Genomic DNA, 17,170 nt, shown 5'->3' with positions numbered 1-17,170 from the left:
GGCGGTCACACTGGGTGAATCAGCTCACTTGAGCGAGACGGAGGCACCGGCCTCTTCGAGCTTGGCCTTGGCCGCCTCGGCGGTCTCCTTGTCGGCCTTCTCGATGATCGCCTTGGGGGCGGACTCGACGAGGTCCTTGGCCTCCTTGAGGCCCAGGCCCGAGACGAGCTCGCGGACGACCTTGATCACGCCGATCTTCTTCTCGCCGGCCGAGTCGAGCACGACGTCGAACTCGTCCTGCTCGGCGGCGGCCTCGCCACCGGCAGCCGGGGCACCGGCAGCGGCGACGGCGACCGGAGCGGCCGCGGTGACCTCGAAGGTGTCCTCGAACAGCTTCACGAACTCGGAGAGCTCGAGAAGAGTCATCTCCTTGAAGGCCTCGAGCAGCTCGTCGTTGCTGAGCTTCGCCATGGTGGCGTCCTTTCTGTTGGTCCCGGCACCGTCAGGCGGCCCGGAAGCATGTGGGGTGTGTCAGTTCTTCTTGTCCTGGAGCGCCGCGAACAGACGTGCCAGCTGCGAGGCGGGCGCGTTGAACAGGCCGGCGGCCTTGGCCTGGTTGCCCTTGAGGGCACCGGCCATCTTCGCGAGCAGGACCTCGCGGGATTCGAGCTCGGCGATCTTGTCGAGTTCGGCGGCGGACAGCGGGGAGCCGTCCATCACACCGCCCTTGATGACGAGCGCCTTGTTGTCCTTGGTGAAGGTCTTGAGTGCCTTGGCGGCCTCCACGACCTCACCGGTGACGAACGCGATGGCGGTGGGACCGGTCAGAAGGTCGTCGAGACCCTCTACGCCGGCTTCCTTCGCCGCACGCTTGACCAGGGTGTTCTTGGCCACGGTGTACGTGGCCGAGTCACCCAGGGCCTTCCGCAGCGCGGTGACCTGCGGAACGGAGAGGCCACGGTACTCGGTGACCACGGCGGTCGCGGAGTTCTGGAAGTGCTCCTTGATCTCCTCGACGGCCTGGACCTTTGCGGGCTTTGCCATGTTTCGCCTCCTTTCTGCTTCTCACTGCCGGAAAATGCACGAACGCCCCGGGCGCAGGCGGCACGGGGCGTGGAGGAGGCGGGCGCTGTGGCACGCTGGTTCCTGCACTGACCGGTGTTCTCCTGCGCGGGCCGTCCGGGCGCTCCCGGACACTTCGACCGTCCCCGGCGGGGACGGTGACCTGCGGTCTTCGGTGAAACTTGATCAGGTGCCCGGCGGACGGGGCCGTCGGGCGTTCAAACTTCAGCGTTCAGCGTATAGGCCGGGGCGGACCCGGGCCAAATCGCGGGCCCCGCCCGGGAATGGCGACCGCGCCCCGCATCTGTCACTGTTGTGCCGTGTCCTCCGCCCAGTCCCGTCTCGCCGTCGTCTACAACCCCACCAAGGGTGGTGTCGACGAGGTCCGCCGCCGGGCCGCCGAGAGGGCGGCCCAGCACGGGTGGACCGATCCGGTGTTCTACGAGACCACCGAGGAGGACCCCGGCACGGGCCAGGCCGCCGAGGCGGTCGAGGGCGGGGTGGGCCTCGTGATCGCCTGTGGCGGGGACGGCACCGTCCGATCGGTGGCCCAGGGCCTGATCGGCAAGGGGGTCCCGATGGGTGTGGTCCCCCTCGGCACCGGGAACCTCCTGGCCCGAAACCTGGACATCCCCCTGGACGACGTGGACCGGGCGCTCCGCGTGGCCATGAGCGGCCGGAGCCGGAGCATCGACCTCGGCGAGGTCCGGTACACCGACGGCGCGGGCGAGTCCCACGACGACGTCTTCCTCGTCATGCTCGGGGCCGGGATGGACGCCGACATGATCGCGGGCACCGACGACAGGCTGAAGGCTCGGGTGGGGTGGCTCGCCTACGTCGGCGCGTTCGCCAACACCCTGTTGCGCGGCCACCGGATCAAGGTCGAGTACTCGCTCGACGACGGCCCGGAGATACACACCCGCGCCCGCACCCTGTTGGTGGCCAACTGCGGGATGCTGCAGGCCGGAATGATCCTCCTCCCGGACGCCGTCGTCGACGACGGACTCCTGGACGTGCTCGCCCTCCGCGCCAAGGGCCCTCTCGGATGGGCCCAGGCGGGTGCCGTGCTGGCCCATCACACGTTCCAGCACCGCCTCAAGCCCGTTCTCAGGATGGACTCCACGCCGGGCACCGACACAGAAGGGCGCCGGACCAGGCCCCTGGACTTCCGCCAGGGGGTCGCGGTGACCGCCAGGGTCCTGGAGAAGCCCGCGTCGTTCCAGATCGACGGCGAGGAATGCGGAACCGTCACCGAGTTCGTGGCCCGGATCAAGCGGAGGGGACTCACCGTGCGGGTGTCGCACTGAGCTACTCCTCGCGGCGGTCCCGGCGCATCAGCAGGGCGAGCACGTCGTGGATCTCGTCCACCGACGGGATCGGCAGGGCCGAACGGCCGTAGACGAACCCGATGCCGGCGTACACCAGGACCCCCGCACGGATCCGGGCGTCGCGCTCGGAGAAGCCCAACTCGACAAACGCGTCGTGCACCACCCGCAGGATGCGCTGGTCGAGGTCGCCCACCGCTGCGGCGACCGTCTCGTCGGCGCGGGCCCACTCCCGGATCGCCGCCTCCCCCTCCCAGGCGCGGGACTCGACCAACATCGCACTCATCGTCTCGAGCCGGACGTCCGGGGGCATCTGCTCCATCGACACCAGACCCCGCGCGGCGTCCATCTCCTGCGAGAAGTACAGCGTCGCGATGGCCGCCATGAGGGCGTCGAAGTCGGCGAAGTGCCAGTAGAAGCTGCCCTTCGTCACCCCGAACTCGGCGCACAGGCGGCTGATCTTGACCGCCGCACGCCCCTCCGTCATGAGCAGATCGAGCCCCGCCCGCGCCCAGTCCTCGACCGACAGGCGCCCCGTCCGGGGCGCGTGGGGGCGAGCCGCCCACCCGGCACCCTGGGTCATGCGACCGCACCGCCGAATCGTGTCCTCACCCTGTCGACCCTACGTCGGGCCGAGCGCGGTGAGGACCAGTGCGCGCGAGGCGGGGTCACGCCCGAGCTCACCGTGCCACACCGGCGGGCCGCCGGGCCGTGGCGGCACGACCCGCCGATCTCCACCCGGTCACGGAAATCCCTTGCCGTCGTCGTCATCACCCCGGGCCTGTCCGCCCTGCGCCGGGAGCCACAACACCAAACCATACCGTAGGGCACTGTGACCCGCACCATAGAAAGATGGAGGTGGCGATGGGCGCGTTCGGTGTCGGCGGTCGCGGGCCGATCATGACGCGCCGGCGGCTACTCGGCAGCGCCGCCGGGGTCGCGGGCATCGGACTCGCCGGCGCGGCGGTGACCCGGGCGCAGGACGGACCCGGGTCGAGCGGGCGCTCTCCCCTGCTGTTCCACTCCCCGGACCTCGAGCCCTACGTCGACGAACTCCCGCGCCCACCGGTCCTCACCGGCGAAACCATCGACCTCGCCGCCCGGACCGGCTCCCACCGGTTCCACCGCGACCTGCCCACCGCGATGACCCTCGGGTACGGCGCGTCCGGATACCTGGGGCCGACCATCGAGGCGCGCAGCGGCGTGCGGACCACCCTGACCTTCCGCAACGAGATCACCGCGCACCCGCACGCGGCGGACATCGACACGAGCCTCCACGGGCCGACCGAGGAGACGCGGACGCGCGTGCCCACCTCGCTGCACCTCCACGGCGGCGTCACCGAACCCGCCAGCGACGGGCACCCGGAGCTGATCTCCCTTCCCTGCCAGGGTAACGTCCACCACTTCGACAACCGCCAGGACGCCACCGGGCTCTGGTACCACGACCACGCCATGCCCATCACACGCCTCAACGTTCACGGCGGGCTGGCGGGCGGATACCTCCTGCGCGATCGGTGGGACACCGGACGGGCCGACAACCCTCTCGGCCTGCCCGCGGGCGAGTACGAACTCCCGCTGATCCTGCAGGAGAAGATCATGAACGCCGACGGGTCGGCCTCCATGAGGTCGACGCCGATCGTCCCGCAAGGTCACTGGGAGGGCGGCGCCGTGGGGGACGTCGGCGTGGTCAACGGCAAGATCTGGCCGACCGCCGAGGTCGCGCGAGGCCTCTACCGGCTCCGCATGGTCAACGCCGCGTCCTTCAGTAACTGGATGCTCCACCTGTCCAAGCCACTGCCCATGTGGGTCATCGGCATGGAGGGCGGCCTCCTGCCCGGGCCGGCGAAGGTCGACAGGTTCCGCCTCGCCCCCGGTGAGCGGGCGGACGTCCTGGTCGACTTCTCCGCGCTCGCGCCGGGCGAGACCGTGGAACTCCTCAACACCGAACCGGCCGCACCCCAGGCGGCGCAGATCGGCGCCGTCCACCTGCCCACCCTCATGCGATTCCGCGCCACCTCCGCCCGCGGCCACACCGGCGCGGTCCCCGACACCCTGCGCGGCGGCAGCGGACAGCCCGCCGCGCTCGCCCCGCTCGCGCGGCCGTCGGCGGTCCGCACCGTCTCGCTCAGCCAGCCCGGCGACCTGCGGATCCCGCCGTCGATGATGAGCCTGAACAACCTGAGGTGGACCACGAGCCAGATCGAGATGCCGCGCCAGGGCTCGTTCGAGATGTGGAACATCGTCAACGCCACCCCGGACCCGCACGCGATCCACATCCACCTCGTGCACTTCCGGGTGCTGTCGCGCCAGGCCATCGACACCCTCGCGATGTGCCTGCACCAGCCCCAACCCCCGACCGGGATCAAGTGGACCCCCGATCCGGACCCCTTCGTGGTGGGCCCCGTGCGCTCGCCCGAGCCGTGGGAGTCGGGCATGAAGGACACGGTCATCTGCGACCCGAACTCGGTCACCCGGGTGCTCGTCCACTTCCCGACCGCCGACGAGCTCGGATTCGACCCGGACGCGACGTTCCCCTCCGCGGTCTCCCTCGCCGGGGATCTCGGCGGGACGGGCCACGCGGCGACGGGTCACGACGCCGGTGACGGCGGCGGACACGGGGTCGACGACGACGCCGCCGCGCACGGCACCGCCCCGGTCATCGACCGGATGGGTGGTGACCACGTGGGGTCGATCGCACCGCCCGGCGCGCACCACCGGAGCGACACGCTCCGGGGCTACGTGTGGCACTGCCACATCCTCGACCACGAGGACCACGACATGATGCTCCCCTACAGGACGGTGACCTGACATGCCCTCCGCACCCGAGACGACGGACGCCTACCAGCGGATCCCCTGCGAACCGGCACCGGGCTCGAGCCGCACGCGCGGCGTGGTGAGGTGCCACCCCGCCTCCGACTTCCCCGGACGAGGACTGTCATGACCACCCGCAAGCACCACTCGGCGACCATCGACGTGGACGGCGCGTTGACCCGCGACATCGACCGCCCCGCCCTGCCCGACGGGGTGCGCTGCCCGACCCGCTTCGCGTACTGGGAGGGCCGCCAGAACCCGAGGTTTCAGAGGCTCCGCGCGGCCGTCCTGAAGCTGACCGGCTTCGACCTGCTGCTCCCGGACGAGGACGCCGCCGCGGTGTGCGAGGACCTGTTCTCCGGCGACCCCGTCGCCGAGCGGTTCGTCGACGAGGTCTATCACGGCGAGACGGGCCCCGTTCAGACGCGGCGGATGCTGGAGCGGGCGCTGTCCGAGGGCATCGGCTCGCTCGAGGACGTCCCCGACTCCATGCGCGAGCTGTTCGCGGAGTTCGAGACGATCCCCGACTGGGTCGACCCGGAGCTCCTCGAGGAGGGCGCGGCGATCTGGCGGCGGTGGGGCACCATGCTCTTCAGCTTCGCCGGTGCCGAGACGCTCGAGATCTACACCGAGTCCGCCGTGGCGACCCCGCTGTCCCTGGCCGGCGGCTACGCGGGCGACAACGCGCTGCGCCGCTTCCTCGAGACGTGCCGTTTCTGGATGGACGTCTCCGAGCCCGGCGCCCTGCTGCGCCCCGGCTCGGCGGGCCGCGCCACCGCCATGAAGGTCCGCGTCATGCACGTCTCGGTCCGCTCGCGGGTGGCCTCCCACGACGAGTGGTACATCGAGAAGTGGGGCCTGCCCATCAGCCAGACCTACATGGCCCTGACCCTCATCGCCGGGTCGGTGACCCCGGGCCTGGCCCTGTGGGCGCTCGGCTACCAGACCAGCGCGCGGGAGATCCGCGCCCTCATCCACTTCCAGAAGTACATGGGCCACCTGCTCGGTGTGCGGATGAAGTGGTACCCGGAGACCATCGGCGACAGCATCCGGATGCTGCTCATGACGATCCTGTCCCGGTCCTTCGACTCCGGCGAGCACGGCCGTGAGCTCATCGAGTCCTACCCGCAGGCGTTCGCCGCCCGGGAGGGCCACACAGGGCTCCAGCGCCTGCGCGAGCACTACAACTTCCGGATCAACTCGGTGTATTCGGCGATGTTCATGGCACCGGGCACGCGGAAGAACTACCGGATGCCGGCGGCCCTGCCCTGGGCGCTCGTCCCCGTGCTCCGGTTCCCGCTCATCTCCGCCGTCGAGGTGGCCCGCCGCGTCCCGCCGATCGGCCGCATGCACGAGCGCGTCATGTGCCGGCACCGCGAGAACTGGTACCGGGCCCAGATGGCCGGCCGCGAGGCCGCCTTCGACGCCTCGGGCGCCCTGCGCCGCTGACCGCCACCCACGACTTCAGAAGGAGGATCCGATGACCCTGCTGCACGGACCGAAGCTCAACATCGTCGAGGCCTGGAACGGCCCCGGGCGCCGCGACGGCGAGATCACCGAGGTCCTCCCCGCGGACAACGCCGCCCACCTCGACTCCGACAGGCAGGCGTTCGAACACTGGTACTTCGACGCGCACCTCGACGACGGGCGCATCGTGGTGGTGATGCTCCAGAGCCGCGAGCTCGTGCGACGCAGGCCCGGGGTGGAGATCCACCTCTACACCCCGGACGGGCGGCGCCGCGAGTCCAACCGCCACCACACCGACGCCGAGCTGACCGTGTCGACCGAGAAGGTCGACGTCCGGATCGCCCATCACGGCGCGGTGCTCGTCGACGAGGTGGGCGGTCTGCCCGTCTACCACCTCACGGCGGAGCAGGACGGCATCGGCGTCGACCTGGTGTTCCACGCCGAGGTCCCGCCGTGGATGCCCGGCCGCGGCAAGACCAGATACACCGAACGCGAGTACTTTGCCTGGTGCGTCGGCGCCCCGCGCGCCCGCGTCGAGGGCACCGTCACCGTCGACGGGAACACCGACCGGGTGTCCGGCCGTGGCTACCACGACCACAACTGGGGCGTCGGCGACATGAAGCGCATCATCGCCAAGTGGTACTGGGGCCGCCTCTACACCCCGGAGATCTCGCTGGTCTACGCCATGGTCGAGACCACCGAGAAGTACGGCTCCCACTGGTCGCAACCCATCATGGTGGCCCGGGGTCGCGAGGTGATCCTGTCCGAGGGCGAGGTCGAGATCACCGAGGGCCCGACCGTGTTCCACCCGATCGCCGACCGCTCCTACCCGTCCTCCCTGCGGCTGCAGGTACCCGGCAGGATCGACCTCACGCTCACCGTCCGGGACATCGTCCACGCGCACGATCTTCTCTCCGACCTCCCGGTGGTGGGCCGGCCGCCGCTGAACAGGCTGGTCAAGATGGCGGTCGGGCATCCGGGCTATTTCCGGTTCCGCTCGGACTTCGCCCTGACCCTGACGATCGACGGTCGCGAGGAGACCCACACGGGCCAGACCCTCCACGAGATGGTCGCCCTGTCCTGACGGTCGCGGAGGACCCGACCCCCGAGACCCCGCAGCTCAGGGCGGGTACGGTGGGGGGCCACGGTCAGGGTGACGATGTCCGGGGACCACGGTATCGGGTCAGACGCGCGCCGGAGCGGCGCGGGATGAGGGGGCGGCACGTGGCGCCGACGACGGACGACGCGGAGCGGACGGGTCCGCTGGCCGGCATGCTCGTGCTGGAACTGGGCACCCTCATCGCCGGCCCGTTCGCCGGCCGCCTGCTCGGCGACATGGGCGCCCGGGTGGTCAAGATCGAGGATCCCGGACGCCCCGATCCCCTGCGCACGTGGGGGCAGGGCGAGCGGGACGGCCGCCGGCACTTCTGGACCGTCCACGCCCGCAACAAGGAATCCGTCACGCTCGACCTGCGCTCGGAGGACGGCGCGGCGCTCTTCCGCGACCTGGTCGCGCGGGCCGACGTGGTGGTGGAGAACTTCCGCCCGGGCACGCTGGAGAAGTGGGGCCTCGGGCCGGACCGCCTGCACGAGATCAACCCGGGCCTGGTGATCGGCCGCGTCTCGGGCTACGGCCAGACCGGGCCGCAGGCCACGCGGGCCGGGTACGCCTCGGTCGCCGAGGGCGTGTCCGGGCTGCGCCACCTCAACGGCTTCCCGGATCAGCCGCCGCCGCGCATGGCGCTGTCGATCGGCGACACCCTGGGCGGCATGTTCGCCGTCCAGGGCATCCTCGCCGCGCTGCTGTCCCGCGCCACCACCGGCCGCGGCCAGGTGGTGGACGTGGCGCTCACCGAGGCGTGCCTCGCGGTGCAGGAGTCGGTGATCCCCGACTACGACGCCGCCGGCGTGGTCCGCGGCCCGTCCGGGACCCGGCTCGAGGGGATCGCGCCGTCCAACCTCTACCGCGCCGCCGACGGGCCGTGGGTGATCATCGCCGCCAACCAGGACACCGTGTTCCGCCGGCTGTGCGCGGCGATGGGCCGCCCCGAGCTGGCCGAGGACCCGCGCTTCGTCGACCACTCCGCGCGCGGCGCGAACCAGGACCAGATCGACGCGATCATCTCCGACTGGGCGGCCGAGCGCACCGCCGAGGAGATCCGCGCGACCCTGGAGGCGGCCGGGGTGGTGGTGGGCCCGGTCAACACCGTGGCCGACGTGGTGCGGGACGAGCAGTTCCTCTCCCGCGGCATGATCGTCCCGCACACCGTCCCCGGCGTCGACGACACCGTGCTCGGCCCCGGCGTCGTTCCGGTGCTCGACCGGACCCCGGGCGCCGTGCGCCGCGGCGGGGCGCCCGAACCCGGGTTCGACAACGCCGCCGTGTACTCCGACCTGTTGGGCCTGGACGCCGCGCGCCTCGCCGAGCTCGCCGACCGCGGCGTGATCTGACCGCCCGGGCGACCGGTCTCGCGGGGGTACGAGCCGGCGCCGTCGGCGCGGCAGGAGGTGCTCCGCCGGACCACGGCGAGGTCGGCGCCCGCGCGGAGGTGATCGACCCCGCGGTCAGGCCTGCGGCAGGGTCCAGTCGAACTCGCGGCCGTTGCCGTGCGCGCCCGCCGTGGCCCGCGACCGCGACCGCTCACCCAGCTCGCCGAGCATCCGATCGCCGGCCGCGACCAGCGCGTGGAACCGCTGGGGTCCCAGCCAGTCCGGGCGCAGCGCGAACAGCACGTCCTCGGTGGCGGTGTTCCCCGAGGCACCGGGCGCGAACGGGCAACCCCCGAGCCCGCCGAGCGCCGAGTCCACCATGCCCGCGCCCGCGGCGACCGCCGCCAGCGCGTTGGCCACGCCCATCCCCCAGGTGTCGTGACCGTGGAAGACGATCCGGCGCCCGCCCGCCGGCCCGACGGCCGCCGCGACCAGGTCACCGACCTGCCGCGGGTGGGCCTGGCCGAGGGTGTCTGCCAACACCACGTCGACCGTGCCCTCCCCGCGCGGATCCTCGATCAACCGCAGCACCCGCGCGGGGTCCACCGGGCCGGTCAGGGGGCAGGTGAAGGCGGTGGCCAGGCAGAGCTGAACGGTCCCGCCGACCGCCGCCGCGGCCTCCACCGCCTCGGGGAGCGCGGCCATGCTCGTCTCGGTCCGGCGCCCGATGTTGGCGTCGTTGTGCTCGTCGGTCACGGACAGGCAGTACTGGAAGCGCCGGACCCCGGCGTCGGCGGCGCGACGGACGTGTCCCGGGGTGGCCACCCACACCCAGCACCGGTCCCGCTCGGACTCGTCGAGCGCGGCGATCACGTCGAGGGTGTCGGCGAGCGCGGGGACGAGGTCCGGCCGGGCCATGGACCCCACCTCGAGTTCCGGCACGCCCAGCCCGAGGAGCGTCCGGATCAGGTCGACCTTGGAGGCCGTGCGCAGGCGGCCCTCGGTGAGCTGGAGCCCGTCCCGCAGCGCGACGTCCCGCACCGCGACCGGGCTCGCGGCGCGGCCGGAGTCCGGCGAGCCTGTGGGGTCGGACGAGCCGGCGGGCTGGGCACTCATGGGGTCATCCTCCCGCATCCCGGCCCGACCGGGAAATGCGGACGGGCCCCGCGCCGGAGAACCGGTCGCGGGGCCCGCCGTGGCGGATCAGGTCACTCGGAGTCGGAGCCCGACTCGAGGAGCTTGGAGATCGCCGAGGTGTCGACCGGGATGCCGGGGCCGGTCGTGGTGGAGATGGTGATCTTCTGCAGGTAGCGGCCCTTGGAGGAGGACGGCTTGAGGCGCATGACCTCGTCGATCGCCGCCTGGTAGTTCTCCGTGAGCTGCTCCGTGGTGAAGGAGGACTTGCCCACGATGAAGTGCAGGTTGTTGGCCTTGTCGGTACGGAAGGTGACCTTGCCGCCCTTGATGTCGTTGACGGCCTTGGTCACGTCCATCGTGACGGTGCCCGTCTTGGGGTTGGGCATGAGGCCACGCGGGCCGAGCACTCGGGCCACGCGGCCGACCTTGGCCATCTGGTCCGGGGTGGCGATCGCGGCGTCGAACTCGAGCCAGCCGCCCTGGATCTTCTCGATGAGATCCTCGGAGCCCACGACGTCAGCCCCGGCGGCCTCCGCCTCGGTGGCCTTCTCACCCGCGGCGAAGACGATGACGCGGGCGGTCTTGCCGGTGCCGTTCGGCAGGTTCACGGTGCCGCGGACCATCTGGTCCGCCTTGCGGGAGTCGACGCCAAGTCGCATGGCGACCTCGACGGTGGCATCCATCTTCGTCGAGGACGTCTCCTTGGCCAGGGCCAGGGCGTTCAGAGGCGAGTACAGCTTGGTGCGGTCGACCTTGTCAGCTGCGGCCTTGTAGGCCTTGCTGTTCTTGCTCATGTGAAATCCATTCCTGCCGCGTCACGAGCGCGGCGGTCGGGTGTGGTGCGGGCCTGAGCTGCCCTCCCACAGTCGTGACTGGGTGGTGGAGGTCAGGCCTCGACCGTGATGCCCATGGAACGGGCGGTGCCGGCGACGATCTTCGCCGCGGCGTCGATGTCGTTGGCGTTGAGGTCTTCCAGCTTGGTCTGCGCGATCTCACGGACCTGGTCCATGGAGACCTTGCCGACCTTGGCGGAGTGCGGCGTACCGGAGCCCTTCTGCAGGCCGGCGGCCTTGAGCAGGAGCTTGGCGGCCGGCGGCGTCTTGAGCTTGAAGTCGAAAGAACGGTCCTCGTAGACCGTGATCTCGACCGGCACGACGTTTCCGCGCTGGTTCTCGGTGGCGGCGTTGTAGGCCTTGCAGAACTCCATGATGTTGACACCATGGGCACCCAGAGCCGGACCGACCGGCGGGGCCGGGTTGGCGGCGCCGGCATTGATCTGGAGCTTGATGAGCCCTGAGACCTTCTTCTTCTTCGGAGGCATCGTCTTCCTGATTCTTCGACTGGATCTCGGCACCGCGCTGTACACGTGGGAGGCCGACTGTCGTGTGCGCCGTCCCCCGCTCGCCCACCCGTCAGGCGGGCAGCGGAGAGCGCAGGCGCAACCTTGGAGATTCTACGCGCGGGATCGGACGGAACCCTAATCGCGCCGCAAACGACGGGACCCGCCCCGCGCGGGAGCGCGGGGCGGGTCGTCGGTGCCGGGCACGTGGCCTCAGTCGATCTTCTCGACCTGTGAGAAGCCGAGCTCCACGGGGGTCTCGCGACCGAAGATGGAGACGAGCACCTTGAGCTTCTGCGCGGCCGGGTCGACCTCGGAGATGCTGGCGGGCAGCGTGGCGAACGGGCCGTCCATGACGGTCACCGACTCGCCCACCGTGAAGTCCACCTCGATGGTCGGCGGGACGAGCCCGCCCTCGCCCTCGGCACCGGCCGCGGCGGACTTCTTCTCCGGCTTGGGCGCGAGGAACTTCGCCACGTCGCTCAGCGAGAGCGGGGTGGGGGTACCGGTGGCGCCGCCGGTCGCGCTCACGAACCCCGTGACACCGGGCGTGTTGCGGACGACGCCCCACGACTCGTCGTCGAGGTCCATGCGGACCAGCACGTATCCCGGCAGGACCTTGCGGTTGGCGACCTTCTTCTGGCCGTTCTTGACCTCGGTGAACTCCTCGACCGGGACCTCGACCTGATAGATCTTGTCCTCCGCGCCGAGCGTGACCGCGCGGGTCTCGAGGTTCGCCTTCACCTTGTTCTCGTACCCCGCGTACGAGTGGATGACAAACCAGTCGCCCGGCAGCTTCCGGAGCTGGCGCTTGAAGGCGATGATCGGGTCGATGACCGGGGCGTCCTCCTCGGGGGCGGCCTCCTCGGCGGCGACCTCCTCGACCGGGGACTCCTCCCCGACGGCGGCGACCGTCTGGTCGACCGCGTCATCGGTCGGCGGGACCGGGGCATCGGTGGGGTCCACCGTGGTGTCGGCGAGCACCGCGTCGGCCTCGATCTCCGCCTGCTCGGCGGCGGCCGGGGTCACGTCGGCGTCCTCGGACTCGGGGCTCTGGTCGATGTCGCTCACGAAAATTGCGGTCCTCTCGAAGTTCGGCGGTCCGGATCTCGCCCCGGACCTCCAGCGGCGGCAGGTGTCAGCGGTCGAAGACGAGTTCGACGAGCTTGCCCGCACCGAAGTCGACGCCGGAGACCAGCGCCGTCATGAAGATGAGGAACAGGAACACCACGATGGTGTAGGTGACCATCTGGTTGCGGGTCGGCCAGATGACCTTGCGCAGCTCCTCCACGACCTGCCCGACGTACTGGATCGGGTTGGCGCGGCCGCTGCCCGTGTCCTCCGGCTTGTCCGCGTCGGTCCGGACGCGGGTGGCCACGGCGGCGTCACCGCGGCCGGCCTTGCCCGTCGGGACGGCCGCACCCGCGGGGGCCTCGGCGGCGTCGGAGTCGCGGGCGCCGCTGGTGTCGACGTCGTCGTCGCGATCCTGGCTCACGCGGCTACCTCCGGGTCGTGTCGTGGCGGGCGGGGAAAGTGCAGGGGCGACAGGACTTGAACCTGCAACCTGCGGTTTTGGAGACCGCTGCTCTGCCAATTGAGCTACGCCCCTTCGGCCGGTCTCCCGGCCACCCGTGCCGTCTCGCGTTGCGGACCGCACGAACGCCTCGACTCTACAGTGTCGGCGACTGCCTCGGGCAGCGCGGGCCGCGACCGCGGGCGGTCGGGCATCCCAGTGTACGACAGCGCCGCCGTCCGGCCGAAATCACGCGCCGGCCCCGTCCCGCGGTCACCGTCCGTCCGTCGCGACCGTGACGATCGCCTTGCCGAACACCTTGGCCCCCCCGCAGGTCACCGCCAGCGCGACGTCGGCGGTGGAGCCGTCCTCGGCGACCCTCCTCACGGCGCCGGCCACCTCCAGCCGCGCGGGCTCGTCGGCGGGCACCACCACGGGCGCGGCGAACCGGATCGACGTGGCCAGCACGCGGTCCGCCCCCCCGGCCCACTCCGCCACGACCCCGATCGCCAGCGCCGAGGTGAGCATCCCGTGGGCCACCACACCCGGCAGGCCGAGCGCCCGCGCCGCGTCCTCACTGAGGTGGATGGGGTTGTGGTCGCCGGAGGCGTCGGCGTAGCGGCGGAGGTCCTCGCGCGTGATCTCCAGGGTGCGCCCCGGGATCGGCTCGCCGGGCTCGGGCCGGCTCGTCGTCGCCCCGGCGCCGGTGTCCCCGCCGCCCGTCATGCCTCCACCTCCGCGGTGAGCAGCGCGCTGCACAGGGACTGGACGGCCGCCCCGTCGGCGTCGCGCAGCACCGTGTCGAAGCCGATCATGCGGCCGCCGCGCGCCGAGCGCACCCCGGTGACCGTGGCGGTGGCGGTGAGGACGTCGCCGACCCGGATGGGCCGGTGGTGCTCGGAGGTCTGGGCGGTGTGGAGGGTGCGGGACAGGTCGATCCGCAGCGCCGGGTGCGCCATCACCGCGCGCTGGACCGGCGCGGTCAGCGCGGCGGCCAGGGTCGCCGGGGCCTGGTCCGCGGGGGCGCCGACGGCCTCGGCGAAGCGCGCCACCACCTCGGTGGTGACGGTGACGGGATCCCCGACGACGACGAGGCCGTCGACTGCGTTGTCTGTGCTCACGCCCGCCGACGCTACCCGAGCCGATCCGCCCGGAACCGCTGTCGCCGCGGGACCGGGCACCTACGGTGGGGGCAGTCGAGCAGGGAGAGCGCCCGTGGACCACAACGACCGGACCGGTCAGACCGATCAGACACCCGTGGCGGGCCACGGTGGCTCCCACGCCACGGCCGTCGCCGCCGCCCACGGGGTGCGGACCATGTTCACCCTCTCGGGCGCGCACGTGTTCCCGATGTACGACGCCGCGGAGAAGGAGGACCACGGCATCGCCCTGCTGGACGTGCGGCACGAGCAGACCGCCGCGTTCGCGGCCGAGGCCACGGGCAAGCTCACCCGCTCCCCCGGCCTGGCCGTGCTCACCGCCGGGCCGGGCGTGACCAACGGGATCAGCGCGCTCACGCAGGCCTCGTTCTCCGGGGCGCCGATGGTGGTCCTGGGCGGCCGCGCGCCCGCGGCCCGCTGGGGCACGGGCAGCCTGCAGGAGTTCGACCACGTGCCGGTGGTCCGCCCGGTGACCGTGTCCGCCGAGACGGCCCGCGACACCGCGGACATCGCCGCCGCCACCCACCGCGCCTTCACCGCCGCCCGCACGGCCCACCGGGGACCGGCGTTCCTCGACGTGCACATGGACCATTTCTTCGACCGGTGCGAGTCCGTCCGCCCGGGGCCCGGCACGGCCGCGGACGGCTCCCCGGTGGACGGGCCCGACCGCTCCCCCGACACCGACGCGGTCGACCGGATCGCCGACCTGCTGGCCACGTCGCGGCGGCCCGTCCTGGTGCTGGGCTCGGACGTGTGGGCGGACGGGGCCGAGGACGCGGCGCTGCGCTGCGTGGAGACCCTGGGGCTGCCGGCCATCCCCAACGGCATGGGCCGGGGGATCGTCCCCGCCGGTCACCGCCTGCTCGTGTCCAAGGCACGCGGCGCGGCGTTCGGGGGCGCGGACCTCGTGGTGGTGGTGGGGACCCCGCTCGACTTCCGCCTGGGCTACGGCGTGTTCGGCGGCAGGGACGGCGCCACGCCGGCGACCGTGGTGCACGTCGCCGACTCCCCCGGCCAACTCAGCCTGCACGCGAACCCCGCCGTGGCCACCGCCGGCGACCTGGGGGCGGTGCTCGACGCGCTCACCGAGGCCGTGCAGCGACGGTCGGCACCGGACTGGGGAGACTGGGCGCGGTCCCTGCGGGAGAAGGCGGACGCCACGCACGCCGCCGACCTCGAGTTGTTGCGCGCGAGCGCCGACCCCATCCACCCGGCGCGGATCTACGGGGAATTGCTGCCGCGGCTGGCCCAGGACGCGGTGGTGATCGGCGACGGTGGCGACTTCGTCTCCTTCGCCGGCAAGTTCATCGAGCCCGCCCGGCCCGGCAACTGGCTCGACCCCGGCCCGTTCGGCTGCCTTGGCGCCGGACTGGGCGCGGCGATAGCGGCCCGCATCGCCCGGCCCTCGAGCCAGGTGGTGCTGCTCCTGGGCGACGGCGCGGCCGGGTTCTCGCTCATCGACGTGGACACCCTGGTGCGGCACCGGCTGCCCGTGGTGATGGTGATGGGCAACAACGCCGCGTGGGGGCTGGAGAAGGGGCCCATGCAGATGCTGTACGGCTACGACGTGATCGCCGACCTCGCCCCGCGCACCCGCTACGACGAGGTGGTGAGGGCGCTCGGCGGGGCCGGCGAGATGGTGACCGATCCCGAACAGATCGGCCCGGCGCTGGACCGGGCCTTCGCGAGCGGGGTGCCGTACCTGGTCAACGTCGTGACGGATGTAGAGGCGGGGTACCCGCGGGCGACGTTCGGGGTCTGAGCCCGCGGCAGCCCCCACGACGAAGGCCGCCCGCGACTGGCGGACGGCCTTCGGTCTTCTGTGTACCGGTGCGGGGACTCGATCCCCGGACCTCACGATTATGAGTCGTGCGCTCTAACCAGCTGAGCTACACCGGCATGCGCTGCCAGCCGGGCGGCCGAACCGCCCGCACAGTGCGAGCCCCCTGTCGGAATCGAACCGACGACCTTTTCCTTACCATGGAAACGCTCTACCGACTGAGCTAAGGGGGCGGGCAGCGCTGTCGCTTCTGGAATCCATCCGCTCGGCGCGTAAGCCTCTAGCAGATTACACACAGGCCCGGAGGCGGCACAAATCGCCCGGTTGGGTGCGCAGGTCGTCCCGCTGGCAGGATGTGCGCATGCGCATCTCCGTCGTTGTCCCGGTCCTCGACGACGCCCTCGAGCTGGCCGGCTGCTTGGCCGCGTTGCGGGCCCAGACGCGGTCGCCCGACGAGATCGTGGTGGTGGACAACGGCTGCAGCGACTCCAGCGCGGCCGTGGCCCTGGAGGCGGGCGCCCGGGTGGTGGTCGAGCCGGTGCGGGGCATCCCCTCGGCGGCCGCGGCCGGGTACGACGCGGCGACGGGAGAGGTGATCGCGCGGCTGGACGCGGATTCCCGTCCCGGTCCGGAGTGGCTCGAGCGGATCGACGCCGCGTTCACGCAGGACCCCGAGCTCGCGGCCATCTCGGGCCCGGGCGAGTTCATCGGGCTCAGCGGGTGGCGGGCCGCGGCCGCGCGCCTGCTCTACATGGACGCGTTCTTCGTCTCCGTGGGCGCGGCCATGGCCCACCCGGTGTTGTTCGGCTCCAACCTGGCGATGCGCCGCGAGGCCTGGGAGCGGGTCCGCGACGGGGTGAACAGGACCGATCCGGAGCTCCACGACGACATCGACCTGTCGTTCCAGTTCGGTGCCGCGGATCGCCTGCGGGTGGACCGGACGCTCACCGTCGGCATCTCGGCCCGGCCGTTCGAGGACCCCGCGGCGATGCGGCGGCGCTTCTCGCGGGCATTTCGGACGATCTTCCGCAACTGGCGCACCAGCCCACCCTCGCAGCGGTGGATGGAACGAGTCCGCCGCTGAGCCCGGCAGAGCGGCCCAGCACCCCATCGAGCTCGCGCATTCCATCGACAAGAGCGTTCCGCGCAGTTACTACCCGGCGGACGTGCTCGAAACACTCTTGTCGACGGGGTCCGGGCGCGTGT

General features: G+C 71.8%; 17 protein-coding genes and 3 tRNA genes. 7 read left to right on the top strand and 13 right to left on the bottom strand.

All coding sequences use genetic code 11. From position 1 onward, the window contains the following. Positions 1–24: 24 nt before the first annotated feature. On the bottom strand, positions 25–411 hold the full coding sequence (gene rplL, locus B4M60_RS01370; protein ID WP_291079563.1) for a 50S ribosomal protein L7/L12: 387 nt from the start codon (positions 409–411) through the stop codon (positions 25–27). Positions 412–471: 60 nt separating this feature from the next. Beyond that, positions 472–984, bottom strand: coding sequence for a 50S ribosomal protein L10 (gene rplJ, locus B4M60_RS01365; protein ID WP_291079562.1), 513 nt, complete (start codon positions 982–984; stop codon positions 472–474). Positions 985–1,322: 338 nt separating this feature from the next. Between rplJ and B4M60_RS01360 the strand changes: the two genes are divergently transcribed. Continuing rightward, positions 1,323–2,309, top strand: coding sequence for a diacylglycerol/lipid kinase family protein (locus tag B4M60_RS01360; RefSeq protein WP_291079561.1), 987 nt, complete (start codon positions 1,323–1,325; stop codon positions 2,307–2,309). A 1-nt stretch (position 2,310) separates the two neighbouring features. On the opposite strand, the gene B4M60_RS01355 is transcribed toward B4M60_RS01360, so the two are convergent. Continuing rightward, entirely contained in the window at positions 2,311–2,910 is a 600-nt protein-coding gene (locus B4M60_RS01355) for a TetR/AcrR family transcriptional regulator (protein WP_291079560.1), read from the bottom strand. Between the two features lie 281 nt (positions 2,911–3,191). Between B4M60_RS01355 and B4M60_RS01350 the strand changes: the two genes are divergently transcribed. The 4 genes from B4M60_RS01350 to B4M60_RS01335 all read left to right on the top strand — a co-directional run bounded on the left by B4M60_RS01350 (position 3,192) and on the right by B4M60_RS01335 (position 9,056). Then, a complete protein-coding gene (locus B4M60_RS01350; protein ID WP_291079559.1) occupies positions 3,192–5,135 on the top strand; it encodes a multicopper oxidase family protein in 1,944 nt (647 codons plus the stop codon). A 129-nt stretch (positions 5,136–5,264) separates the two neighbouring features. Next, positions 5,265–6,587 carry an oxygenase MpaB family protein gene (locus B4M60_RS01345; protein WP_291079558.1) on the top strand — a complete coding sequence of 441 codons (1,323 nt, stop codon included), beginning with the start codon at positions 5,265–5,267 and terminating at the stop codon, positions 6,585–6,587. 31 nt (positions 6,588–6,618) lie between these two features. Continuing rightward, on the top strand, positions 6,619–7,689 hold the full coding sequence (locus B4M60_RS01340) for a lipocalin-like domain-containing protein (RefSeq protein WP_291079557.1): 1,071 nt from the start codon (positions 6,619–6,621) through the stop codon (positions 7,687–7,689). 188 nt (positions 7,690–7,877) lie between these two features. Next, positions 7,878–9,056: a CaiB/BaiF CoA transferase family protein gene (locus B4M60_RS01335; RefSeq protein WP_291079587.1), complete on the top strand. Its 1,179-nt coding sequence runs from the start codon at positions 7,878–7,880 to the stop codon at positions 9,054–9,056. A gap of 114 nt (positions 9,057–9,170) precedes the next feature. Here B4M60_RS01335 and B4M60_RS01330 read toward each other — a convergent pair whose 3' ends face one another. The 8 genes from B4M60_RS01330 to hadA all read right to left on the bottom strand — a co-directional run bounded on the left by B4M60_RS01330 (position 9,171) and on the right by hadA (position 14,145). After that, positions 9,171–10,151, bottom strand: coding sequence for a hydroxymethylglutaryl-CoA lyase (locus B4M60_RS01330; RefSeq protein ID WP_291079556.1), 981 nt, complete (start codon positions 10,149–10,151; stop codon positions 9,171–9,173). A gap of 92 nt (positions 10,152–10,243) precedes the next feature. After that, positions 10,244–10,966, bottom strand: coding sequence for a 50S ribosomal protein L1 (gene rplA, locus B4M60_RS01325; protein ID WP_291079555.1), 723 nt, complete (start codon positions 10,964–10,966; stop codon positions 10,244–10,246). Positions 10,967–11,058: 92 nt separating this feature from the next. Next, entirely contained in the window at positions 11,059–11,493 is a 435-nt protein-coding gene (gene rplK / locus B4M60_RS01320) for a 50S ribosomal protein L11 (RefSeq protein WP_291079554.1), read from the bottom strand. 231 nt (positions 11,494–11,724) lie between these two features. Beyond that, a complete protein-coding gene (gene nusG / locus B4M60_RS01315; RefSeq protein ID WP_291079553.1) occupies positions 11,725–12,582 on the bottom strand; it encodes a transcription termination/antitermination protein NusG in 858 nt (285 codons plus the stop codon). Positions 12,583–12,649: 67 nt separating this feature from the next. Further along, the gene (gene secE, locus B4M60_RS01310; RefSeq protein ID WP_291079552.1) at positions 12,650–13,006 is read right to left on the bottom strand and encodes a preprotein translocase subunit SecE; all 357 of its coding nucleotides are present in this window, start codon (positions 13,004–13,006) and stop codon (positions 12,650–12,652) included. Between the two features lie 41 nt (positions 13,007–13,047). Continuing rightward, positions 13,048–13,120: transfer RNA gene (locus tag B4M60_RS01305), tRNA-Trp, on the bottom strand. Positions 13,121–13,297: 177 nt separating this feature from the next. Continuing rightward, entirely contained in the window at positions 13,298–13,750 is a 453-nt protein-coding gene (locus B4M60_RS01300; RefSeq protein WP_291079551.1) for a MaoC/PaaZ C-terminal domain-containing protein, read from the bottom strand. After that, a complete protein-coding gene (gene hadA, locus B4M60_RS01295; RefSeq protein WP_291079550.1) occupies positions 13,747–14,145 on the bottom strand; it encodes a (3R)-hydroxyacyl-ACP dehydratase subunit HadA in 399 nt (132 codons plus the stop codon). The genes B4M60_RS01300 and hadA overlap by 4 nt, the downstream gene beginning before the upstream one ends. Positions 14,146–14,239: 94 nt before the next feature. Between hadA and B4M60_RS01290 the strand changes: the two genes are divergently transcribed. Continuing rightward, positions 14,240–15,946: an acetolactate synthase gene (locus B4M60_RS01290; protein ID WP_291079549.1), complete on the top strand. Its 1,707-nt coding sequence runs from the start codon at positions 14,240–14,242 to the stop codon at positions 15,944–15,946. Between the two features lie 63 nt (positions 15,947–16,009). Here B4M60_RS01290 and B4M60_RS01285 read toward each other — a convergent pair. After that, positions 16,010–16,083 (bottom strand) — tRNA-Met (locus B4M60_RS01285). A 41-nt stretch (positions 16,084–16,124) separates the two neighbouring features. Beyond that, positions 16,125–16,197: transfer RNA gene (locus B4M60_RS01280), tRNA-Thr, on the bottom strand. 128 nt (positions 16,198–16,325) lie between these two features. Between B4M60_RS01280 and B4M60_RS01275 the strand changes: the two genes are divergently transcribed. Then, positions 16,326–17,048, top strand: a complete 723-nt coding sequence (locus B4M60_RS01275; protein WP_291079548.1) for a glycosyltransferase family 2 protein — start codon at positions 16,326–16,328, stop codon at positions 17,046–17,048. Positions 17,049–17,170: the final 122 nt, after the last annotated feature.

The sequence above is a fragment of the Dietzia sp. UBA5065 genome, from assembly GCA_002415925.1.
Taxonomy (GTDB): Bacteria; Actinomycetota; Actinomycetes; order Mycobacteriales; family Mycobacteriaceae; genus Dietzia.
This window is presented reverse-complemented; position numbering and strand designations above follow the sequence as displayed.

What these genes read in the sequence shown, in the direction of transcription:
- rplL (WP_291079563.1), bottom strand. Translation starts at nt 411, where the DNA reads ATGGCGAAGCTCAGCAACGACGAGCTGCTCGAGGCCTTCAAGGAGATG.
- rplJ (WP_291079562.1), bottom strand. Translation starts at nt 984, where the DNA reads ATGGCAAAGCCCGCAAAGGTCCAGGCCGTCGAGGAGATCAAGGAGCAC.
- B4M60_RS01355 (WP_291079560.1), bottom strand. Translation starts at nt 2,910, where the DNA reads ATGACCCAGGGTGCCGGGTGGGCGGCTCGCCCCCACGCGCCCCGGACG.
- B4M60_RS01350 (WP_291079559.1), top strand. Translation starts at nt 3,192, where the DNA reads ATGGGCGCGTTCGGTGTCGGCGGTCGCGGGCCGATCATGACGCGCCGG.
- B4M60_RS01345 (WP_291079558.1), top strand. Translation starts at nt 5,265, where the DNA reads ATGACCACCCGCAAGCACCACTCGGCGACCATCGACGTGGACGGCGCG.
- B4M60_RS01340 (WP_291079557.1), top strand. Translation starts at nt 6,619, where the DNA reads ATGACCCTGCTGCACGGACCGAAGCTCAACATCGTCGAGGCCTGGAAC.
- B4M60_RS01335 (WP_291079587.1), top strand. Translation starts at nt 7,878, where the DNA reads ATGCTCGTGCTGGAACTGGGCACCCTCATCGCCGGCCCGTTCGCCGGC.
- B4M60_RS01330 (WP_291079556.1), bottom strand. Translation starts at nt 10,151, where the DNA reads ATGAGTGCCCAGCCCGCCGGCTCGTCCGACCCCACAGGCTCGCCGGAC.
- rplA (WP_291079555.1), bottom strand. Translation starts at nt 10,966, where the DNA reads ATGAGCAAGAACAGCAAGGCCTACAAGGCCGCAGCTGACAAGGTCGAC.
- rplK (WP_291079554.1), bottom strand. Translation starts at nt 11,493, where the DNA reads ATGCCTCCGAAGAAGAAGAAGGTCTCAGGGCTCATCAAGCTCCAGATC.
- B4M60_RS01300 (WP_291079551.1), bottom strand. Translation starts at nt 13,750, where the DNA reads ATGACGGGCGGCGGGGACACCGGCGCCGGGGCGACGACGAGCCGGCCC.
- B4M60_RS01275 (WP_291079548.1), top strand. Translation starts at nt 16,326, where the DNA reads ATGCGCATCTCCGTCGTTGTCCCGGTCCTCGACGACGCCCTCGAGCTG.